Consider the following 18,788-nt stretch of genomic DNA (forward strand, 5'->3'; position numbering starts at 1 on the left):
GTGATTTTACGAAGGTATTTTGTGTATCTTGTCCATAAAAATGCTATACTTGTCTCTGTTGCATATCGCACATAAATCCTCTGCAAAACGGCCAAAAAGCGCGCTGCAGGATCAAGGCGAACGGAACAGCACAAAATTCAACGACAGCCAGGGGAAAAACAATGCCTATTCCTCAGAGAAAACAAAAATTCGTACGCGAGAGCGCCAAAGAGAAAATCTACAGGACCCTCCAAAGCTGGATCGTCAACGGCACGATGAAGCCCGGGGAACGCATCAACGATCAGGAAATCGCCGAGTATTTCGACGTCAGCCGCACGCCGGTGCGCGAAGCGCTGCAGCGTTTGTCGGAGCAGGGGCTGGTATATGTCGAGCCGTCGAAGGGGACCCACGTCTCCCCGCTCGACGAAAACAACACGTTCACGATCTACGAAGCGCTGGCGCTGCTTTCAGGCTGCGCGGCGCGGCTCGCCTGCCAGAAGCAAAAAAACGGCGACGTACAAAAGCTGCGCGAATTGAACGCCGTCTTTCAGAAAGCTATCGAAGCGGGAGAAAACCAAAAACTTGCCACTTTCGACAATCAATTTCACGGATATCTTTTGGAGATGGCCGACAACGCTTACATCTCTGATATAATATACACGTTGACGCTTCACGCCAACCGCTGCGAGAATCTGTATTTCGAGAGAGGCCCCGACAAGATGGCGTCCGTACGCGAGCACAACGCCATCATCGACGCCATCGAAGCGCGCGAGTCGGAGGCAAGCGGCCGCTACGCCGAAGAAAACTGGCTCGGCTTCTACCACCGGCGTCTCGCCAAGATACTGTAAGCTCCCCGCGTTTTGGTTTGAAGCTTTACGAGCGGTAAAGAAACATAATTACGGTGTCGCAACGATCAGACGGCCGTAAAATCCATTCAGAAGGGTTGGGGTTCACATGTCCTACAAGTCCGACATCGAGATCGCGCAGTCAACGCCCATGCTTCCGATCGAGGAAGTGGCGCGCGGCGCGGGGATCGACGGGAAGTATCTGGAGTTCTACGGCCGCGCCAAGGCCAAGATCGACTACGTCAACCTGCTGAAAGACAGCCCGCGTCCCGACGGCAAACTGGTGCTGGTCACGGCCATCACGCCGACGCCCGCCGGCGAAGGCAAGACGACGACCACGGTCGGCCTGGCCGACGGCCTGCGCAAGATCGGCAAGAACGCTATGGTGGCGCTGCGCGAGCCTTCGCTCGGCCCCGTCTTCGGCGTCAAGGGCGGCGCGGCCGGCGGCGGCTACGCCCAGGTCGTGCCCATGGAAGACATCAACCTGCACTTCACCGGCGACTTCCACGCCATCGGCGCAGCCAACAACCTGCTGGCCGCCATGCTCGACAACCACATCCAGCAGGGCAATGCGCTCGACATCGACACGCGCCGCGTCATCTGGCGGCGCTGCGTCGACATGAACGACCGCCAGCTGCGCAGCATCGTCTGCGGCCTCGGCGGCAAGCCCAACGGCGTGCCGCGCGAGGACGGCTTCGACATCACCGTCGCGTCCGAGGTCATGGCCGTCTTCTGCCTCGCCTCCGGCATCGACGATCTCAAATCCCGTCTGGCGCGCATCATCGTCGCCTACAGCCGCAGCGGGGCTCCCGTCACGGCCGGCGACCTGCACGCCCAGGGCGCCATGGCGGCGCTGCTGGTGGAAGCGCTCAAGCCCAATCTGGTGCAGACGCTGGAGCACACGCCCGCCTTCATCCACGGCGGTCCGTTCGCCAACATCGCGCACGGCTGCAACTCCGTCATGGCCACGCGCCTGGCGCTGAAGATGGGCGATTACGCGATCACGGAGGCCGGATTCGGCGCCGACCTGGGGGCCGAGAAATTCCTCGACATCAAGTGCCGCTTCGCCGGCCTCAAGCCCGCGGCCGTCGTGATCGTCGCCACGGTGCGCGCGCTCAAGCATCACGGCGGCGTCGCCAAGGCCGCGCTGAACGACGAGAATCTGCCCGCGCTCGAAAAGGGGCTGCCCAACCTGCTGCAGCACGTGGAGAACATCACCAAGGTCTACAGGCTGCCCGCCGTGGTGGCGATCAACCGTTTCCCCACCGACAGCGAGGCCGAGCTGAAACTCATCGCCGACAAATGCCGCGAGCTGGGCGTCAACGTCGCCCTGTCGGAAGTCTGGGGCAAGGGAGGCGACGGCGGCGTGGAGCTGGCCAAGGAAGTTGTGCGCCTCTGCGAGCTGCCCAACGACTTCGCCTACGCCTACGACCTCGACATGACCATCGAGCAGAAGCTCGACGCCATCGTCAAAAAGATCTACCGCGGCGACGGCGTGGTCCTGACGGCCAACGCCCGCAAGCAGATGAGGCAGCTGGAAGAGCTGGGCTTCGGCAACATGCCCATCTGCATGGCCAAAACTCAGTACAGCTTCTCCGACGACCCGACGCTGCTGGGCGCGCCCCGCGGTTTCGAAGTCACCGTGCGCAACCTCAAGGTCAGCGCCGGCGCGGGCTTCATCGTAGCGCTGACGGGCGAGATCATGACCATGCCCGGACTGCCCAAAGTCCCCGCCGCCGAACGCATCGACGTGGATTCCGACGGCAAAATCTCGGGACTGTTCTAAAAAAATCGGGCGGACTGCGCACACAGTCCGCCTTTTTTTCAGGCACGCCGCGCCCGCACGAAAATGTTCCACGTGGAACATCATCGCGCCGCGCCAGTCAAAATCAGTCGTTCACGCATATATCTCTTTTCAAATTCGAATGACCGTATGAAAAAAGGAGAATCCGTCCCATGAAGATGACCGAAAAATCCTGCGCGGATTTCGTCGCCGTCCTCGCCACCAAAGCGCCCGTCCCCGGCGGCGGCGGCGCCTCCGCGCTCTGCGGCGCGATCGGAACCGCGCTGGGCAACATGGTGGGCAGCCTCACCGTCGGCAAGAAAAAGTACGCCGCCGTCGAGGAGGAGATCAAAAGCCTGCAGGCCAAATGCGACGCGCTGCAGGCCGATCTGCTGGCGCTGGTGGAACAGGACGCCGAAGTTTTCGCGCCGCTGGCCGCCGCTTACGGCCTGCCCAAGGACACGGAAGAACAGCGCGCGGAGAAAGACCGCGTCATGGAAGCGGCGCTGGGCGCCGCCTGCGGCGTGCCGCTGCGGATCATGGAGAGATGCTGCGAAGCCATCGGCCTGATGGCCGTCTTCGCCGAAAAAGGTTCGCGCCTGGCCGTCAGCGACGCCGGCGTGGGCGCGGCCCTGTGCCGCGCGGCGCTCGAAGGCGCGGCGCTGAACGTGTTCATCAACACCAAGGCCATGAAAGACCGCGCCAACGCCGCCGCCATCGACGCCCGCGCCGAAAAGATGCTGGCCGGCAGCCGCGGCCGCGCCGACGAAATTTACGAAACCGTCATGAACTCCCTGCGCGCCTGACGCGCCTATTTCAAAAACAGCGACAACCGCGGAGAAACGGAGAAAACGCAGAGCAGGCAGGGCAAGACGCAAAAAAGCAAGGGACTTTTTTTGAACGACCTCTCAGCGAAGCAGGATATTTGCAAAAATCCTTCAAATCTTTTCGCAGAGAGTTCCAGAAATCCCGTTGTCCTGTTCTCCGTTTCGCCGCTCCGCTGCTTCTCCGTGGCTGCTTCAGTTCTCCGATTTCAATCAGGAAAGGCATGTGATTCTTATGGCTCAGATTCTGGACGGCAAGGTCGTGGCCGCCGCTCTCACCGAACAGCTCAAAAACGACGTGCAGAAGCTCAAAGACCGCGGCGTTTTCCCCTGCCTCGCCATCGTGCGGGTAGGCGAGCGCGGCGACGACCTGGCCTACGAACGCGGGGCGACCAAGCGCGCCGCGGCCGCGGGACTGGAAGTGAAACAGTTCGCGCTGCCCGCGGAAGCTTCGCAGGACGAACTGCTGGCGGTCATCGCCAAAATCAACGCCGACGCCTCGATCCACGGCTGCCTGATCTTCATGCCGCTGCCGAAGCAGATCGACGAGGCGGCCGTGCGCGCGGCGCTGGCTCCCGAAAAGGATGTGGACGGCATCACCGCCGCGTCGCAGGCCGGGGTTTATTCCGACAAATCCGTGGGCTTTCCTCCGTGCACGCCCTCGGCCTGCATGGAGATCATCAAACATTACCAGATCGAGCTGAAAGGCGCAAACGCCGTCGTCTTCGGGCGCAGCCTCGTCGTCGGCCGCCCGCTGGCGATGATGCTGCTGGGGCAGCACGCCACCGTGACCATCTGCCACACCAAGACCCGCGACGCCGCCGCCGTCGCCCGCGGCGCCGACGTGCTGCTGGCCGCCGTCGGGCATGCGGGGGCCGTCGGCGAGACGTTCGTCACTCCCGATCAGGTGCTGATCGACGTGGGCATCAACGTGAACGCCGAGGGCAAGCTCTGCGGCGACGTCGCCCCCGAAGCGGCGCAGAAAGCCCGGGCCTACACGCCCGTGCCCGGCGGCGTCGGCTCCGTCACCACTACCGTGCTCGCCAAGCACGTGATCGAAGCGGCCCGGCGGACGCTGGACTGATTTTCAATCGAAAGACATCAGTAAAAACGCCGCACATACGCACGCCGCAAAGCAAGTCTTTTAGGACGCGATTTACGAAGTTCGCGCGGCGTTCGCCTATGTCGCGGCAAGATCGAAAAAGAGAAGGCTGCGCCGGCAAGCAGCCTTCTCTTTTTTTTCGCTCAAGGGAAACAGGGAGGAACGAGAAATGCCCGTTTCGAGAGTTCACGCCGTTTTGCCCGCCCCGGTTCAAAGCGTATGGGAAATCGTCACTTCGCTTGAAAATTACGCGTGGCGGAGCGACGTTAAAAGAATCGAAATCATCGGGGAAAAACAGTTTGTCGAGCACACGGCGGACGGCTTCGCGACCCTTTTCACCGTCGTCGTCCAAGAGCCGTACCGGCGCTGGGAATTCGATATGGAAAACGACAATATCTCAGGCCGTTGGATCGGGCTGTTTACGCCCCAAGGCGGCCAAACTGAAATCGACTTTACTGAAAACGTTGTCGCGCGAAAGTTTTTCTTGAAACCGTTCGTAAAATTTTATCTGAAAAAGCAACAGGCGCGATATCTTTCGGATTTAAGACGAGCAATCGAGGCGAAGCGCTGATTCGCTTCGCAGGACAGTTACGGCTTCGGGGGCAGCTGTCGCGCGGCGTCCCGACGGGGCTCTTTTTCCTTTCGGTCGAGGCGCTGCAAGGCTTCGACCGCGCGTCTGCTGCCGGCGTCGCGGGCGAGCTGGTAATATTGGCGCGCTTTGGCAAAGTCGGCTTCGACGCCGCGCCCTTCTTCGTAAGCGCTGCCGAGGTACCAGGCGGCAAGCGCGTGCCCCTGATTGGCCGCCTGTTCGAAGCAGCTGACGGCCGCGGAGGGGTCGCCTTCGGGGCTGTAGCTGTAGAGCAGCCCGAGATTGAACTGCGCGGCGGCGGAGCCGCTCTCGGCGGCGGCCTGCAGCCAGCGCTGCGCCACGTCGAAGGAACGCTTCACCACAACGCCTTCGGAATAAAGCGTGCCCAACAGGTTCTGAGCGGGAGCGCAGCCCGATTTGGCGGATTCTTCCAGCCATTTGAGAGCTTCGCCGGCATCTTTCCAGGTGCCGATGCCGCGCAGCCGCATCAGGCCGAGGTTGTACTGCGCCTGCGCGCTGCCGCCTTCGGCTGCAGCCGTGTACCAGCGGAAAGCCTCGCGTTCGTCCTTGTCCACGCCGGAACCGGCGGCGTACATGGCGGCCACGTTGCACTGCGCCAGTTCGCTGCCCTGCCGGGCGGCGGCCAGATACCAGCGGAACGATTCCTGCAGGTTGACCGAATAACCGTAGTCGCCGCGCTTCATGATGCCGGCCAGACGGATCTGCGCGTTGGCGTCGCCGCGTTCGGCGGCGCGCCGGTAATGGATGACGGCGCTGCGGATGTCGCGTTCTCCAAGCTGTCCCTGCTCGTACAGCAGCCCCAGCGTGTACTCGGCGGGAACGTAGCCGGCTTCCGCCGCCCGGTCGATCATCGCCGCGGCGGCGCGGATCTCGCTGTCCTTTTCGGCCGCGTCGAGACGGAACAGCCCCATGGCGCACATCGCCGCGGGATGTCCCTGTTCGGCGGCGGCGTTGTACCACTTGACGGCGCGGACCAGATCGGGCGCATGCCAGTGATCGTCGGAGTAACATTGGGCCAGCGCGAACTGGGCGTCGGCGGAGCCGCTCTCGGCGGCTTTTTCGTAATATTTCAGGGCCTGCTCCATTTTTTCCCGGTCGGTGTCGGATTTAAGCTGCTCGCCCATGACGAACTGCGCGCGCGGATTGCCGCGTTCGGCGGCTTCGCGGTAAAGGCGCAGGGCTTCGCCGCGGTTGGCGGCGACGATCTTGCCCTCCATGTAAAACGTCGCCAGAGCGGTCATCGCTTCCGATTCTCCCATTTCGGCCGCTCTTTTCAGCTTGGCCAGACCGGCCTGTTCGTTCTTCTCGGTGCCGAGGCCGTAAATCTCCATACGTCCCAGGTTGTACAGGGCTTCGCCGTTGCCGCCTTCGGCGCCGAGCGCGTAAAGACGGTAGGCGTTCGTATAAGACTGCGCGATGCCGCTCCCTTTTTCGGTCAGGCGCCCCAGTTCGTTGCATCCGGCGGGATCGCCGGCATCGGCGGCCATTTTGTAGTAGCGCGCTGCGGCAGCCGGATCCTTTTTCACGGTTTTGCCTTTTTCGCTCATGCGTCCCAACAGGACGTAGGCGCCCCACGAACCGTTTTTGCCCGCTTTCAGCAGCAGCTCGGAAGCTTCGGCGCCTTTGCCTTCGTCCAGAGCGAGGCGTCCCAGCTCGTACATGGAGGGGGCGTAATCCGCCTTGGCTGCCAGCCCGTGCAGTCTTTTGGCTTCATCCACGTGGCCGCGTTTTTTTTCCATGTCGGCGGCCACGTAATAGGCGGCCGCATCGCCCTTGGCCGCGGCTTTTTTCAGCAGTTCCAGACCGGCGGCCGCTTCCGCAGCGGATTCGCGTTCGCCCAGCGCCGCGCCGTAAGCGGTCATGGCCCAGAGCTGCTCGTCTTCGGCGCATTTTTTCACGTATTCGAGCGCGTCTTCGCCCTTCCCTTCCTGGAGAAGCACCTGGTAATATTCCTGACAGGCCATGGGGATGTTCTTCTCAATGGCGGCCTCGAGCATCTCCATGGCTTCGCCGGGATGGGCCTCGCGCTCCGGATGCGCGTGCATGAGTTCGTAGAGGGCGTACATGGCGTACGGCTCGCCGGCGGCGGCCGCCATACGGTACCAGCGCATGCCGACTGTGAAATCTTCGGCGACGCCGCTGCCCATCGTGTACATGTAACCGAGAGCCGTCATGGCCTGCGGCGAGCCCTTTTCGGCGTTGGCCTGAAAAATGCGGTAGGCCAGCTCGTAATCCTTGGAGCTCCACGCCTGGATGCCTTCGTTGAAAGTCGCCGGTTCGCCGGCTTCGGGCGACTGATCGCCGCTGGCCGCCGGGGTTTTGTCCCCGCTCGCGGGCGAGGGCGCGCCCCATGCGGAGACGCTCCACAAAAACACGGCCAGGATCAGGAGCGCCCGCCTTTTCATTGCATTTTTCGTCATTCAGAGAGCCTCGTTTCACTCAGGTTTTTCATGCGTTCCCGCGCCGCGCTCTTCCATAAAAGCTTTCTCTCGCGCGTTTTTATCTTACCGCCGCGGCGAAATTCCATCTTTCCTCCGTCACGACGTCAGTTTCGCGTTCATTTTATCTCATCGAACAGCGCCGGTCAAAATTTTGCCCGCGGACGCAAACAAACAAGGGAACCGCCCACGCTGCGGCTCCCTTGTGTTTTTTCGGATCTGCGTGCCTTTCGCGGCACTGTCTTTTTCCCGTTATTTCGCGACCGCCTGCACCGCGTCGCTGAAGCCCATCCACATGCCGATGGGGACCGTGATCAGGATCGAAAGCACGACGCGCTCGAACCAGATCACAAGGATGTCGCGCATCTTCAGCGGGATGTCGGTGCCCATGATGCAGGGAATGCTGGCCGAGAAGAACAGGATCTCGGAGATGCTGACCACGGCGATGACGAACTTGAGCAGCATCGTGCCGGAACTTTTGATCAGGATCGCGGGCAGGAACATCTCCGGCAGGCAAATCGCCGCCGCTTTGCCGCCGAGCACGGGCTGCGCCACGCCGAAGACCTTGAAGAACGGATAGAAGATGTAGCCGAACCAGTCGAACACCGGCGTGAATTCCGCCAGCCAGAGCCCCAGCAGCCCCACCGACGTGATCGCGGGGATCACGGCGAAAGCCATCTTCAGCCCCGCCCACAGATTGTCGCCGCAAAGTTTGAACACGTTGGGCTGGGCGTCGGCCGTGCGGATGCCGATCTGCCAGGCGCGTTCCAGACGGCCGCCCTCGAGCTGAGGCTCGGGCGCCGCCGCGCCGCCGAAATACGTGTCGGGAATCGAACACAGCGGCCACAGGCGCGCCGTGATCGCCGTGACGACGAACGTCACCAGCATCGCCACGAAGAAATACGGCGTCCAGTGATCCATCAGCCCCAGCGTGCGCGCCACCACAAGCAGGAAGGTCATCGAAACCGTCGAGAACCCCGTGGCGATGACGGCCGCCTCGCGGGCCGTGTAGCGGTTGGAGCGGTACACGCCGTTGGTGATGATCAGGGCGATCGAATAGCTGCCCACGAACGAAGCCACCGCGTCGATGGCCGAACGCCCCGGCGTGCGGAACAGCGGACGCATGACGCAGTCCACCAGCACGCCGATGAACTCCATCAGGCCGTAGCTGGCCAAAAAGGCGAGGAACACCGAACCGATGGGGATCACCAGCCCGACCGGGATCGCCAGTTTGTTGAACAGGAACGGGCCGATGTCGCCGCGCCACAGCCAGGCGTTGCTCTGCCACAGGTTGAAATAAAGAATCGTGCCGATCACGGCGCCGCAGACTTTGGCTATCGACATGAAGATATCCATGCCGTTTTTGTTCCATGTGCCTTTGATAAAGGGCATCGCCGCGCCGACGTACATGACCGCGAGGATAAAAATCTTCACGGCCGGCATCGCGCGGCTCTGCAGCGAGCCGACGATGAAATCGACCGGCACGCTCTTCAGGTTCGGGCTGAGCCACTCGAGCTTGAAGAAAAACATGAACAGGCCGAACAAACTGAAAACGACGAACTTCAATAAAGCCGAACTGCGGGGCGCTGCGTTTTCGGACATTCGAACACCACGACCTTTCGTAAAATCGCAGGAGGCCGGAGGCCTCCCGCAGCAAAAAACGGAAACCACCCTCCGATTTTTTTAACTTCAATCACGTGTTTATTATATGTTTTAGGCGCAAAAAATCAATATCATCGTTAATTTCTCTTGCCCCTTTGCCGGCTCAGCTTTCGGCGACGCAGCAGCCGGACGAACTGCGCGCGGCGCATTTCCGTCCCTCGAGAAGAAACCGGCCGTATTGACTTTGTCAGGCGCTAATGAGATACTCATAGTGTCTAAATAACTTTGTTGATGACAAATTGATTTTCAGCCGCGCGGCGGGGCGCCGTTTTGCGCAGACGATCAGACAGGAGGCGGGCCGATGAGAAACGAAAAATTTGCGGGCGAGATCCCCGTCACGCCGGCCTTCGAACGGGCCGTCCATAAGATCGTGGCGACCATTCCCAGAGGAAAAGTCGCCACCTACGGGCAGATCGCGGAAATGGCGGGCGCGCCCGGCGCCGCCCGCGAAGTGGGGCACGTGATGGCCCGCGTCAGAGCGGAGCAGGATCTCCCCTGTCACCGAGTCGTCAACAAGACGGGAACGCTGGCGCCCGACTTCGCCTTCGGCGGGCAAGAACGTCAACGGCTCATGCTGGAAGAGGAAGGCGTCACGTTCCTCGCCGACGGACGCATCGACATGTCGCGGCACCAATGGGGCCGCGGCGAGCAGCTGACGCTGTTTCCGTAAAGGACCGACGGGAAGCCGTCTTGGCGAAGGGAAACGGCGCGCCCATCGCCCGGAAGCGGCCAGTCCGCTTCCGGGGAAAAAGACCGTCAGGCGTTGCGTACTGACAGCGCACGGGGAAAAGGAGGGGGACCATGACGCAATCGGCCGTAAAGACGCCTATACAGAGGACCGTCATCCACGTCGACATGGACGCGTTCTACGCCGCAGTCGAGATCCGCGACAACCCGGCCCTGAAAGGCCGGCCGCTGATCATCGGCGCGCTGCCCGACGAACGCGGCGTCGTCGCCACGTGCAGCTACGAAGCGCGCAAGTTCGGCGTGCGTTCGGCCATGAACATCAAGGAAGCGTACCGGCGCTGCCCGCGGGGGATCTTCATGCACCCCAACCGGGAAAAGTACCGCCGGGCCTCGGCCCGGCTGCACGCCATCTGGAGCGCTTACGCCGACGCCACCGAATACGTGGCGCTCGACGAGGGCTACCTCGATGTCAGCCGTTCCGCGCGCCGGTTCGGCGGCGCCCGGCGCGTCGCCCGCCTCATCAAGGAGCGCACGAGAATCGAAACCGGCCTGACCTGCTCCGTCGGCGTCGGCTACTCGAAAACGTCGGCCAAGCTCGCCAGCGAAGAGAAGAAACCCGATGGCTATTTCGAGATTCTCACGCCGCGGGACTTCATCGGCCTCATCGTCGACCGCGACATCACCGTGCTCTACGGCGTCGGCGCCAGAACCGCGGAGAAACTTTACCACGCCGGCATCTACACCGTGCGCGACGTTCAGAACAACCGCGACCGCCTTCCCGCCCTGCTTGGCGGCAAAACCGGCCGCCACCTCGCCGAACTTTCCTTCGGCGTCGACGACCGCCCCGTCACGCCCTCCGACGCCGCCGACGCCAAGTCCGTCAGCCGCGAAGTCACGTTCCAGAAAGACACCTCCCATTTCGGCTACCTGCGCGACGTGCTCCTGCTGCTGTCGCTCGACCTGGGCGGCAAACTGCGCGCTCTCGGACTCAACGGCCGCACCGTCACGCTCAAGGCGACCTACTGGAACATGAAAACCGTCACCCGCTCCCGCAGCGGCGAGAGCGTCGATCAGCCCTACGAGATCTACCAGACGGGCTGCGCCCTGCTCGCCGGGATCGAGAAAAACCCCGTGCGCCTGATCGGCGTCGGCCTCCAGAACCTGAGCGAAAGCTCCGTGCGCCAGCTCACCTTTGCTACTCTCGGCGGGGAACGCGAACGCCTGAACGCCGAACGCCTCCGCGCCCGCCTGCTCGACCTGCAGCGCCGCTACCGCGTGGACCTGCGCCCGGCGCTGCGGGACCGGACCGGAGAACTTCTGTACCAACTCATCGACCTGATGCAGACCCGCGCCCTCCCGACGACGCCCAACGGGGCATAAAAAGTTCCGCGGGACACCGACCCAACGGTGTCCCGCGGAACTTTTTATGCCCTGTTTCTTTTCGGCGTTTCGATCGCTCGCTTTATAAATGCAGCGCGCCGGCCGCCGTGTCGGATCTCAGCGTCTTGAGAATGGCGAGGGCGACCTCGAAAATCGCCGCGTTTTTCAGGCTACGCGGATCGAGACGGGTCAGCTGGTGGATACGGCGCAGCTTGTACTGCACGGTGTTTTTGTGCAGACAAAGCTCTTTCGCAGCGGCCTGAATCGAACCGTTGCAGCGAAAATAGACGGACAGGAAATCCGCGATTTCGCCGCAGTCGCGTTCGGAGCACCCTCGAAAAAGGCGCGCGACGAAATCCTGGCGCGTTTTGAGGGGCATTTCGCCGGCGATAAATTCAATATCGACGCCGTTATAGAAGGCGCAACGCTCCCCGTTCTGCACCGCGGCCCGAAGCGCTTTGCCGGCGCGGTCGTAAGCGCCGCGGACGTGTCGGCAGTCGACAGGCTCGGCGTCGATGCCGATAAAAGAGCGAAAACCGCAGCGTTCCACGTTTTCATAGACGCGGCCGGCCATCTCGCGCAGCCGTTTCTCGCTGACAGGGGATACGAAACAGACATAACGGAACGGCAGTTTATAGTAAAAACCTCCCGTTGCCTCCCGCACAACCTGCCGAACCGCCTCCTCAACGCGAGCGAGGCGCTCCTGCTCTTCCGCCGCGCCGCGTTGTTCCAGCGCGACGACAAAAATCTGAAACGGCTTGCGGATGTCGATGCCGAGCTCGAGTCCGCGCTCGACGAAACGCTCGGCGATCTGCTCCTCGGCCGAAAAAAGCCATTCCTCCATGAACTGACTCCACATGGCGGCGCGCAACTGCTTCTGACGCTCGCCCCAGGAATCCAGCAGCAGGATCTCGGTCATTTTCTTGATGATCTGGCTGTATTGCTGCACCTCGTTCCCTTTGCCGGTAATGCCGATCACGCCCACCGTCGCGCCTTCGAAGCAGACGGGCAGGTTGATGCCTTGACGAGCCCCGGGATATTCGCCGTCGCTGGCCACGATGAGTTCGTCAAGCTCCTGACGGAACAGTTCGAGCGCTCCGCCATGGAAGGTGCCGAGGCGTTCGGGGTCGGTACTGGCGATGATGACGCCGCGGTCATCCATCATGTTGACGTCGTGCCCGATGACGGAGCTCATTTCGGTGACGATGCGCATGGCGCTGTCGTGAGAGATGTTCATCCCAAAAGTCCTCCTCCGTTTGCGATGCGGCAATTCCGCGTCCTTCCCAAACACGCGTCGGGAGCGCAACGGTGCACACTGAAAACACGCGTGCGCAAGAACGGGATGTTTTCCATAATAGTATTATACATAAAATTTTATTTTACAAGACATGGCAATGGCGTACGGCTTTTTTTATAATCGTTTTACGGAATTCGAATATCCCGGTTTGAAGGAGAAGATCAGCGTGAAGATTGTGGTGGCGCCGGATTCATTCAAGGGATGCTGCACGGCTGTGGAGGCGTCGCGTGCGATTGCGCAAGGGATCGCAGCCGTTTTTCCGCAAGCCGGGATCGTGCGTCTGCCCGCGGCCGACGGCGGCGAGGGCACGGCAGAGGCGCTGCTGTCGGCGCTGGGCGGCGTGAAGAAAACGGCGAACGTCACAGGCCCTTTGGGCGATCCGGTCGCAGCCGCGTTTGCGATATTGCCCGACGGGACGGCCGTCATCGAGACGGCATCGGCTTCGGGGCTGCCGCTGGTACCGCGCGAAAAGCTGAATCCGCTGCTCGCCACAAGCCGCGGCACGGGAGAACTGATACGAGCGGCGCTGGACGAGGGCTGCCGGAAGTTTCTGATCGGGCTCGGCGGCTCGGCGACGAACGACGCAGGCATGGGGATGGCGCAAGCCCTGGGCGTTTCGTTTTCCGACGCCGCGGGGCGCGAGCTTGGCCCCGGCGGCGCCGGGCTGGAACGTCTGGCACGCATCGACGCGTCGCGCCTGGACGCGCGGCTGTCGCAAAGCCGCTTCACGGCGCTCTGCGACGTGAGAAACACGCTCTGCGGACCGGACGGCGCGTCGGCGGTCTACGGGCCGCAAAAGGGCGCGACGCCCGAGACGATCGCGCGGCTTGACGCGGCGCTGTATCGTTTCGCGCAGATCGCGCGGCGCGACCTGGGGCGCGACATATTGGACGTTCCCGGCTGCGGCGCGGCCGGCGGATTGGGAGCGGCGCTGCCCCTGTTCTGCGGCGCACAGATCCAGTCGGGCATCGACACCGTGCTCGACCTGATCCGATTCGACGCGCACATGAGCGGCTGCGATCTGGTCATCACCGGCGAAGGCAGCATCGATGGGCAGTCAGCGTACGGCAAAGTGCCCGCCGGCGTGGCCCGAAGAGCCAAACGTCACGGGGGAATCCCCGTGGCGGCCGTCGTCGGCGCCATGAAACCGGGCGCGGAGAAAGTGTACAAATACGGCATCGACGTGATCATGCCGACGGCGACAGGCCCGATGACGCTCGGCGAGTCGATCGCCCGCGCGCCTGAACTGCTGTCCGGCGCGGCGGAACGGCTGATGCGCATCGTCAGAATGACCTTAAAACACGTCCACCTAAGCACAGAACAATGAGGTGACATCAGTGAACTTTTTAAGAAAAATCCACATGCCAGTTGCCTTCTATCTGCTCTTGGTCAGCGTTGTACTTTCGCTGGCAACAGGATACGGAGTGCCGTATCGGCAGTTAATTGAAGGTGAGTTTGGTTATTTGAATATTGTCGTGGTCATCCTGACAGGTGTAATGTTCCTCCGCGTTTATGAGGCTAGTGGCGCAATTGACCTGTTGATGCAGCGCTTGGCCCGTATGATGGATCGCTATCCGTTGTTTTTCCTGTTTACCGTTATGGCGCTGCTTTATATACCTGGCATGTTTACCGGCTTAGGAGTTCCAGCCGTGTTGATCATTGGCGGGCTGGCCTATCCATTGCTGATAGAAATGGGCTTCGTTCCTGAAAAAGCAGTGGCTTTTATATCTCTCGGCGCCATGCTGGGCAGCGTTACCGGGCCGCTCAATATTCCTGTTATGATCATTGCCTGTGCGATTAACATGCCTTATGAAGGGTTTGGGCTCGTTCTGCCAGCAGTTACAATTCCACTGGGAATCACGACCGTTTTGTGTATGGGGACTAAGACAGCACGCCGTTTTAAAACATCTGAGAATCATGAATTGACGAACAAACCGCTCTTTAGTACTCTGAAACCTGTTGTATACCTCCCCATCATTGTACTCCTTCTGCTGATTGGCCTGCCCCGCGCATTCCCCAGACAGGTTCCCGACCTTGGCACGCCGTTGGCGTTCACAACAGCCATGTTATGTGTGTTACTGACAGGACATGTCAAAGGTATGGGAGCGGTGCTGCTCAGATCGATCGACAGTCCCGTGCTCGACACAGCGGCACTGCTCCTTAGCGTCGGCGTTCTGGTGCAGATTGCAACGTTGACCGGCATCAAGGGTGACATCATCACCGCTTGTATGAGCCTGCCGCCAGTTGGTATTTATCTGGTTCTGCTGGTTGCGCTGCCGTTGTTGGGCGGTGCGGTTTCCATGCTGGGCGGAGCGGCGCTGTTTGGACTGCCGTTGGTCCTGGCTCTGCTGGAACATAACACGATCGTGGTTACGGCCGGCTGCTCGGTGCTGTGTGCTTTGAGCCAGCTTATTCCGCCCACAGCCATCGTGAGCAAGGTCGCCGGTGAAGCGCTGGGGGTCAATGATTACGGCAAAATTTTGCGTTCCATGATGCCGTATATCATCATGATCGCTCTGTTCTCGCTGCTTTTCGTGATTTTTTCCAACATGATTGCTCGTGTATTCGTATAGGTGGTGGCTTGAAAATGGGCATCTACAATGGAATCACATGGTGCTACCGTCTCATTTTCATCCTGATAACTGTGCTGTTCGCCGTTAATATCTTCAGGCATAATTCGATGACGAAAAAAATTCTCGGCGTCATCGTTCTATTGCCGTTGCTGCTGCGGCTGTTCAACATCAAGTAGGTGGCGGAGACCATGGATAAAAGAGTCTTTTCCTCCGACAATCTGGTTAAATCGCTCTGCGCATTTGCCATTCTTGGCGGACTGTTCGTCGCCAGTCGGAAGATTTTCATTGAATCGAGACAACAGTTCCCTATTTATCCTAGCGCCGCTCTGACTCGTATCGCCCGTCTCAGCGAATATTTCGACGGCGTCCGAGGAACAACAGCCGACGGTGAGGTTTATGTGTTCGACAGCGGCATGCCCGGTGCTTCCATACTCATTCTCGGCGGGACACATAACGATGAGCCTTCAGGTCACGTCGCCGCGATTGCGATGATTGAAAATCTTCACGTAAAAAAAGGACGCATTTTTATCGTACCACGTGCCAATCCCAGCGGTCTGACACATACAACGCCACTGGAAGGCTTCTTCGACCGCTATTACGTTGATACACCGAACGGCAAACGCTGGTTCAAGTTTGGTTCGCGCTACACCAATCCCATCTACCAGTGGCCAGATCCCGATATTTTTGTGCATCACCAATCGTTGCAGAGCATGGCTGGCGAAGAATCGCGCAATCTAAACCGTTGCTGGCCCGGCCGCCCTGACGGTACCTATACGGAAAAGCTCGCATACGCTTATATGGAACTGATGCGCAAGGAAAAAATTGATCTTGCCGCCGACTTTCACGAAGCACCGCTGGAATATTTCTTAATCAACGCTATCTGCTATCCCGAGAAGAGCAGCAAAGTGGCGTTGGGAGCCGAATTCAACCTCTCCATGGAAGACCTGCAGTACACCATGGAAGCTTCTCCAGGCAACCTTCATGGATTCTTTCATCGCGAAGTTGGCGATTACTCCTCCACGACCATGCCGTTCTTAATGGAAACGCCTAATCCGTCACAGGGACGTTTTCATGGCAAAATGACAAACGACTTGATCGTAACCGGTCAGGATACAAATTATATCAAAGCCGGTAAATTGGGACGTCTGTTCGTTGATATGGATGAAAATGGCTGGCCGTTGTCGTTGCGCGTCGCGCGTCAGATCAAGAGCGCTGAAGAAATTATCAATTCCTTTAATGAGCTTTATCCAGATCGCGCCATTGAAGCAGAGGGCATTCCACCGTACAGGGAAATTGTGGAAAAAGGCGTGGGAGCCTTTCTTCACGCGCCAGAGAAATAAAACGATATTGTTAAGGAGGAATCATTATGAAAACGCTGAAAGCTGCCATTTTTGCTCTTCTGACCATAATGCTCGTGACAGGCTCCGCTCTTGCCCAGAATACCTTTGAGGCGCCTGTGCTCATCACGTCAGCCGGTCAAAGCATCGAAGCGGCTACCGTAAATTTTCACTTTGAAAAAGCCAACATCAAGGCCGTTTTAGAAAACCTAGCTAAGCCCGCCAAGCTCGAAGGCATTAAAACTCTCGTCGTCGTTCCCGGACACAGCCTGAAAGGGCTCGGCAGCGCTGGTATCGACGAAGCATCCGAGCTGACTCGCGTCAACGATCTGGTCGAAGCCGCCCACACCGCCGGCATTCCCATCATTTGCATCCATATTGGGGGCAAAGCCCGACGTGGGACCACCTCGCAACCTTTTATCGAAGCGAGCATGAAATACGCGGCTACCTGCATCGTTTATGATGCTGGCAATGAAGATGGTTACTTCACTGACACCTGTGCAAAGAACAACATTCCGTTGATCACTATGCCCAAGGCCGCCTTCCTCGCCAAGAACCTAAAAAACCTGTTCCCCAATCAGTAAACTTGCAGGAACTATGTGTGCAGTACGGGCACCGCTGCAACACGCACCCGGCGCCCTCAGGTAAAAAACTTTAAACGCTGTTCGATTCATGAAAGGAGAATGTTCTATGCGTAAGGGGCTCAGAAAGTTCAGCGTCGCTATGGTTATTGTTTCTCTGGTTGCTAATATGGCCGCAGCATGTGACATGGTTGTCGTCACCCCCAAAGGAAGCGCTGACGGCAACATGATGTGGGCCAAAAATAGCAATCGTAACAACGAAGAGTGCATGACCTTCAAGTTCCATCAAGGCGGCAAGCACGCCGCCGGCGAGACCGTCAAGGTCAGCCACTGCGAAATTCCCCAAGCTCCTGTTACTTACTCCGTGATCGGCGCTGAACCCTATTGGGGCTGGGGCGGCGAGATCGAAATGAATGAAAAAGGCGTCTGTTGCGGTAATGAACTAATCCTTACCAAAGACCCTGTTCATCATGAAGAAGAGGGCATGAACGGCCATGACCTGAACCGTCTTGCCGTTGAACGCGGCGCCACCGCTTATGAAGCTATGCATGTCATCATTGACATGATCGAAAAGTACGGTCAGGGAGGCAATGCCAACCCTCCCAGCGCTTCCGACCTGTACGTATACTGGAATTCCTTCCTGATTGTTGATCCTCATGAGGCCTGGGTGCTCGAGACCTCAGACCGCCGCTGGATCGCCCGCAAGATCGACCCTAATGAAGGCGTTTTTGCCCTCACCAATATGTGCTCTATCGGCGCCGTTTACGATGAGTGTAGCGAAGATCTGATTCAGCATGCCATCGACAAAGGCTGGTATGCCCCGGGAGACGAATTCAACTTCTTCAAAGTTTACAGCCAAATCACTCCTCGCCCCAACTTCGAAACTAAAGGGCGCCGTGCTTATGACATGCTTGCAAAGAAAATGGGCAAGATCGTCCCCTCAGACATTATGGAAGTTATGAGAGACAACAAACTAGCCGGTTCATTCCTTGAGTCTCGCTTTGGTATGGCTAAAGTCACCCGAGCCCTCAGCGAGCACATGATCGGCAACAGCATTGCCGGCAGTGCCGTCGTTCAGATGCGCACGAATCCCGAGATTCCTGAAGCAATGCGCACTCTGATCTGGGCCGCCATGGCTTCGCCGGACTGCTCCGGTTATCGTCCTTTCTACTTCTGCGCCAAGGTTCCTGAAGAGCTTTCTATTGGCGAAAACACCTACGACATCAAGTCGCCCTGGTGGTGCTTCGACATGCTCGACCGCATGGCACGTGTCAACGAAGACTGCTACTTCGACGTGCTCAAGGCTGTCTGGACACCTTATGAAAACCGCATGTTCAATGAGAACAAGATGATGGAAAAGCAGGCTGTCAAATTGTTCAACGCCGGTAAAGACGAAGAAGCCCAAAAACTTATCAGCGACTTCGTCCAAGCTTATTGTGACAATAGCTGGGACATCGCCAAGGGACTTCAAGGCGTGTTTAAAGAACTCAACAAGGTTGTTCCTGGCCCCAAGGTGAATCTAATTGATCCTGAAGGCGTCAGCAACAAAAACGCCAAGGTCGTGCTGTTCCAGTAGCATCCACATGTTACACTGATTCTCGAAGGTCCAGAAAAGGCGGCCGGAACGCGAAGGGAAATTTTCCTTTCGCGTTCCGGCCGCTGCCGCGTTTTACGCAGGATACCGGCGTTC

16 protein-coding genes are annotated in these 18,788 nt (G+C 59.3%); 13 read left to right on the forward strand and 3 right to left on the reverse strand.

Features of this window, described 5'->3' with window-relative positions; translation table 11 throughout:
• Positions 1–161: 161 nt before the first annotated feature.
• The 5 genes from FYJ74_RS07870 (at position 162) to FYJ74_RS07890 (ending at position 5,104) form a co-directional block, all read left to right on the forward strand.
• Entirely contained in the window at positions 162–827 is a 666-nt protein-coding gene (locus FYJ74_RS07870; protein WP_154529030.1) for a GntR family transcriptional regulator, read from the forward strand.
• Between the two features lie 106 nt (positions 828–933).
• Positions 934–2,610: a formate--tetrahydrofolate ligase gene (locus tag FYJ74_RS07875; protein ID WP_154529031.1), complete on the forward strand. Its 1,677-nt coding sequence runs from the start codon at positions 934–936 to the stop codon at positions 2,608–2,610.
• Between the two features lie 170 nt (positions 2,611–2,780).
• On the forward strand, positions 2,781–3,413 hold the full coding sequence (locus FYJ74_RS07880) for a cyclodeaminase/cyclohydrolase family protein (protein ID WP_154529032.1): 633 nt from the start codon (positions 2,781–2,783) through the stop codon (positions 3,411–3,413).
• 253 nt (positions 3,414–3,666) lie between these two features.
• Positions 3,667–4,515, forward strand: a complete 849-nt coding sequence (locus tag FYJ74_RS07885; protein ID WP_154529033.1) for a bifunctional 5,10-methylenetetrahydrofolate dehydrogenase/5,10-methenyltetrahydrofolate cyclohydrolase — start codon at positions 3,667–3,669, stop codon at positions 4,513–4,515.
• Between the two features lie 187 nt (positions 4,516–4,702).
• Positions 4,703–5,104, forward strand: a complete 402-nt coding sequence (locus tag FYJ74_RS07890) for an SRPBCC family protein (RefSeq protein ID WP_154529034.1) — start codon at positions 4,703–4,705, stop codon at positions 5,102–5,104.
• 17 nt (positions 5,105–5,121) lie between these two features.
• Here FYJ74_RS07890 and FYJ74_RS07895 read toward each other — a convergent pair whose 3' ends face one another.
• Both FYJ74_RS07895 and FYJ74_RS07900 read right to left on the reverse strand, forming a co-directional pair.
• A complete protein-coding gene (locus FYJ74_RS07895; RefSeq protein WP_154529035.1) occupies positions 5,122–7,563 on the reverse strand; it encodes an SEL1-like repeat protein in 2,442 nt (813 codons plus the stop codon).
• Positions 7,564–7,833: 270 nt separating this feature from the next.
• Positions 7,834–9,183 carry a YjiH family protein gene (locus FYJ74_RS07900; protein ID WP_154529036.1) on the reverse strand — a complete coding sequence of 450 codons (1,350 nt, stop codon included), beginning with the start codon at positions 9,181–9,183 and terminating at the stop codon, positions 7,834–7,836.
• A gap of 361 nt (positions 9,184–9,544) precedes the next feature.
• Here FYJ74_RS07900 and FYJ74_RS07905 point away from each other — a divergent pair, with 361 nt between their 5' ends.
• Both FYJ74_RS07905 and dinB read left to right on the forward strand, forming a co-directional pair.
• The gene (locus FYJ74_RS07905; RefSeq protein WP_154529037.1) at positions 9,545–9,913 is read left to right on the forward strand and encodes an MGMT family protein; all 369 of its coding nucleotides are present in this window, start codon (positions 9,545–9,547) and stop codon (positions 9,911–9,913) included.
• Positions 9,914–10,044: 131 nt separating this feature from the next.
• The gene (gene dinB / locus FYJ74_RS07910) at positions 10,045–11,310 is read left to right on the forward strand and encodes a DNA polymerase IV (RefSeq protein WP_154529038.1); all 1,266 of its coding nucleotides are present in this window, start codon (positions 10,045–10,047) and stop codon (positions 11,308–11,310) included.
• 82 nt (positions 11,311–11,392) lie between these two features.
• On the opposite strand, the gene FYJ74_RS07915 is transcribed toward dinB, so the two are convergent.
• Complete coding sequence (locus FYJ74_RS07915) at positions 11,393–12,547, reverse strand: CdaR family transcriptional regulator (protein WP_154529039.1); 1,155 nt, start codon at positions 12,545–12,547, stop codon at positions 11,393–11,395.
• Positions 12,548–12,773: 226 nt separating this feature from the next.
• Between FYJ74_RS07915 and FYJ74_RS07920 the strand changes: the two genes are divergently transcribed.
• The 6 genes from FYJ74_RS07920 to FYJ74_RS07945 all read left to right on the forward strand — a co-directional run bounded on the left by FYJ74_RS07920 (position 12,774) and on the right by FYJ74_RS07945 (position 18,674).
• Positions 12,774–13,934: a glycerate kinase gene (locus tag FYJ74_RS07920; protein WP_326830911.1), complete on the forward strand. Its 1,161-nt coding sequence runs from the start codon at positions 12,774–12,776 to the stop codon at positions 13,932–13,934.
• 10 nt (positions 13,935–13,944) lie between these two features.
• On the forward strand, positions 13,945–15,180 hold the full coding sequence (locus tag FYJ74_RS07925) for a hypothetical protein (RefSeq protein ID WP_154529041.1): 1,236 nt from the start codon (positions 13,945–13,947) through the stop codon (positions 15,178–15,180).
• Positions 15,181–15,194: 14 nt separating this feature from the next.
• The gene (locus tag FYJ74_RS07930; RefSeq protein WP_154529042.1) at positions 15,195–15,356 is read left to right on the forward strand and encodes a hypothetical protein; all 162 of its coding nucleotides are present in this window, start codon (positions 15,195–15,197) and stop codon (positions 15,354–15,356) included.
• A 12-nt stretch (positions 15,357–15,368) separates the two neighbouring features.
• Entirely contained in the window at positions 15,369–16,520 is a 1,152-nt protein-coding gene (locus FYJ74_RS07935; RefSeq protein WP_154529043.1) for a succinylglutamate desuccinylase/aspartoacylase family protein, read from the forward strand.
• Positions 16,521–16,546: 26 nt separating this feature from the next.
• Complete coding sequence (locus FYJ74_RS07940; RefSeq protein WP_154529044.1) at positions 16,547–17,101, forward strand: DUF6305 family protein; 555 nt, start codon at positions 16,547–16,549, stop codon at positions 17,099–17,101.
• A gap of 106 nt (positions 17,102–17,207) precedes the next feature.
• The gene (locus FYJ74_RS07945) at positions 17,208–18,674 is read left to right on the forward strand and encodes a C69 family dipeptidase (protein ID WP_195838857.1); all 1,467 of its coding nucleotides are present in this window, start codon (positions 17,208–17,210) and stop codon (positions 18,672–18,674) included.
• The last annotated feature ends 114 nt before the right edge of the window (positions 18,675–18,788 follow it).

Origin of the sequence: Pyramidobacter porci, from assembly GCF_009695745.1 — a bacterium.
Taxonomy (GTDB): Bacteria; Synergistota; Synergistia; order Synergistales; family Dethiosulfovibrionaceae; genus Pyramidobacter; species Pyramidobacter porci.

Coding starts and splice junctions, on each gene's coding strand:
- FYJ74_RS07870 (WP_154529030.1), top strand. CDS start 162: ATGCCTATTCCTCAGAGAAAACAAAAATTCGTACGCGAGAGCGCCAAA.
- FYJ74_RS07875 (WP_154529031.1), top strand. CDS start 934: ATGTCCTACAAGTCCGACATCGAGATCGCGCAGTCAACGCCCATGCTT.
- FYJ74_RS07880 (WP_154529032.1), top strand. CDS start 2,781: ATGAAGATGACCGAAAAATCCTGCGCGGATTTCGTCGCCGTCCTCGCC.
- FYJ74_RS07885 (WP_154529033.1), top strand. CDS start 3,667: ATGGCTCAGATTCTGGACGGCAAGGTCGTGGCCGCCGCTCTCACCGAA.
- FYJ74_RS07890 (WP_154529034.1), top strand. CDS start 4,703: ATGCCCGTTTCGAGAGTTCACGCCGTTTTGCCCGCCCCGGTTCAAAGC.
- FYJ74_RS07895 (WP_154529035.1), bottom strand. CDS start 7,563: ATGACGAAAAATGCAATGAAAAGGCGGGCGCTCCTGATCCTGGCCGTG.
- FYJ74_RS07900 (WP_154529036.1), bottom strand. CDS start 9,183: ATGTCCGAAAACGCAGCGCCCCGCAGTTCGGCTTTATTGAAGTTCGTC.
- FYJ74_RS07905 (WP_154529037.1), top strand. CDS start 9,545: ATGAGAAACGAAAAATTTGCGGGCGAGATCCCCGTCACGCCGGCCTTC.
- dinB (WP_154529038.1), top strand. CDS start 10,045: ATGACGCAATCGGCCGTAAAGACGCCTATACAGAGGACCGTCATCCAC.
- FYJ74_RS07915 (WP_154529039.1), bottom strand. CDS start 12,547: ATGAACATCTCTCACGACAGCGCCATGCGCATCGTCACCGAAATGAGC.
- FYJ74_RS07930 (WP_154529042.1), top strand. CDS start 15,195: ATGGGCATCTACAATGGAATCACATGGTGCTACCGTCTCATTTTCATC.
- FYJ74_RS07935 (WP_154529043.1), top strand. CDS start 15,369: ATGGATAAAAGAGTCTTTTCCTCCGACAATCTGGTTAAATCGCTCTGC.
- FYJ74_RS07940 (WP_154529044.1), top strand. CDS start 16,547: ATGAAAACGCTGAAAGCTGCCATTTTTGCTCTTCTGACCATAATGCTC.
- FYJ74_RS07945 (WP_195838857.1), top strand. CDS start 17,208: ATGCGTAAGGGGCTCAGAAAGTTCAGCGTCGCTATGGTTATTGTTTCT.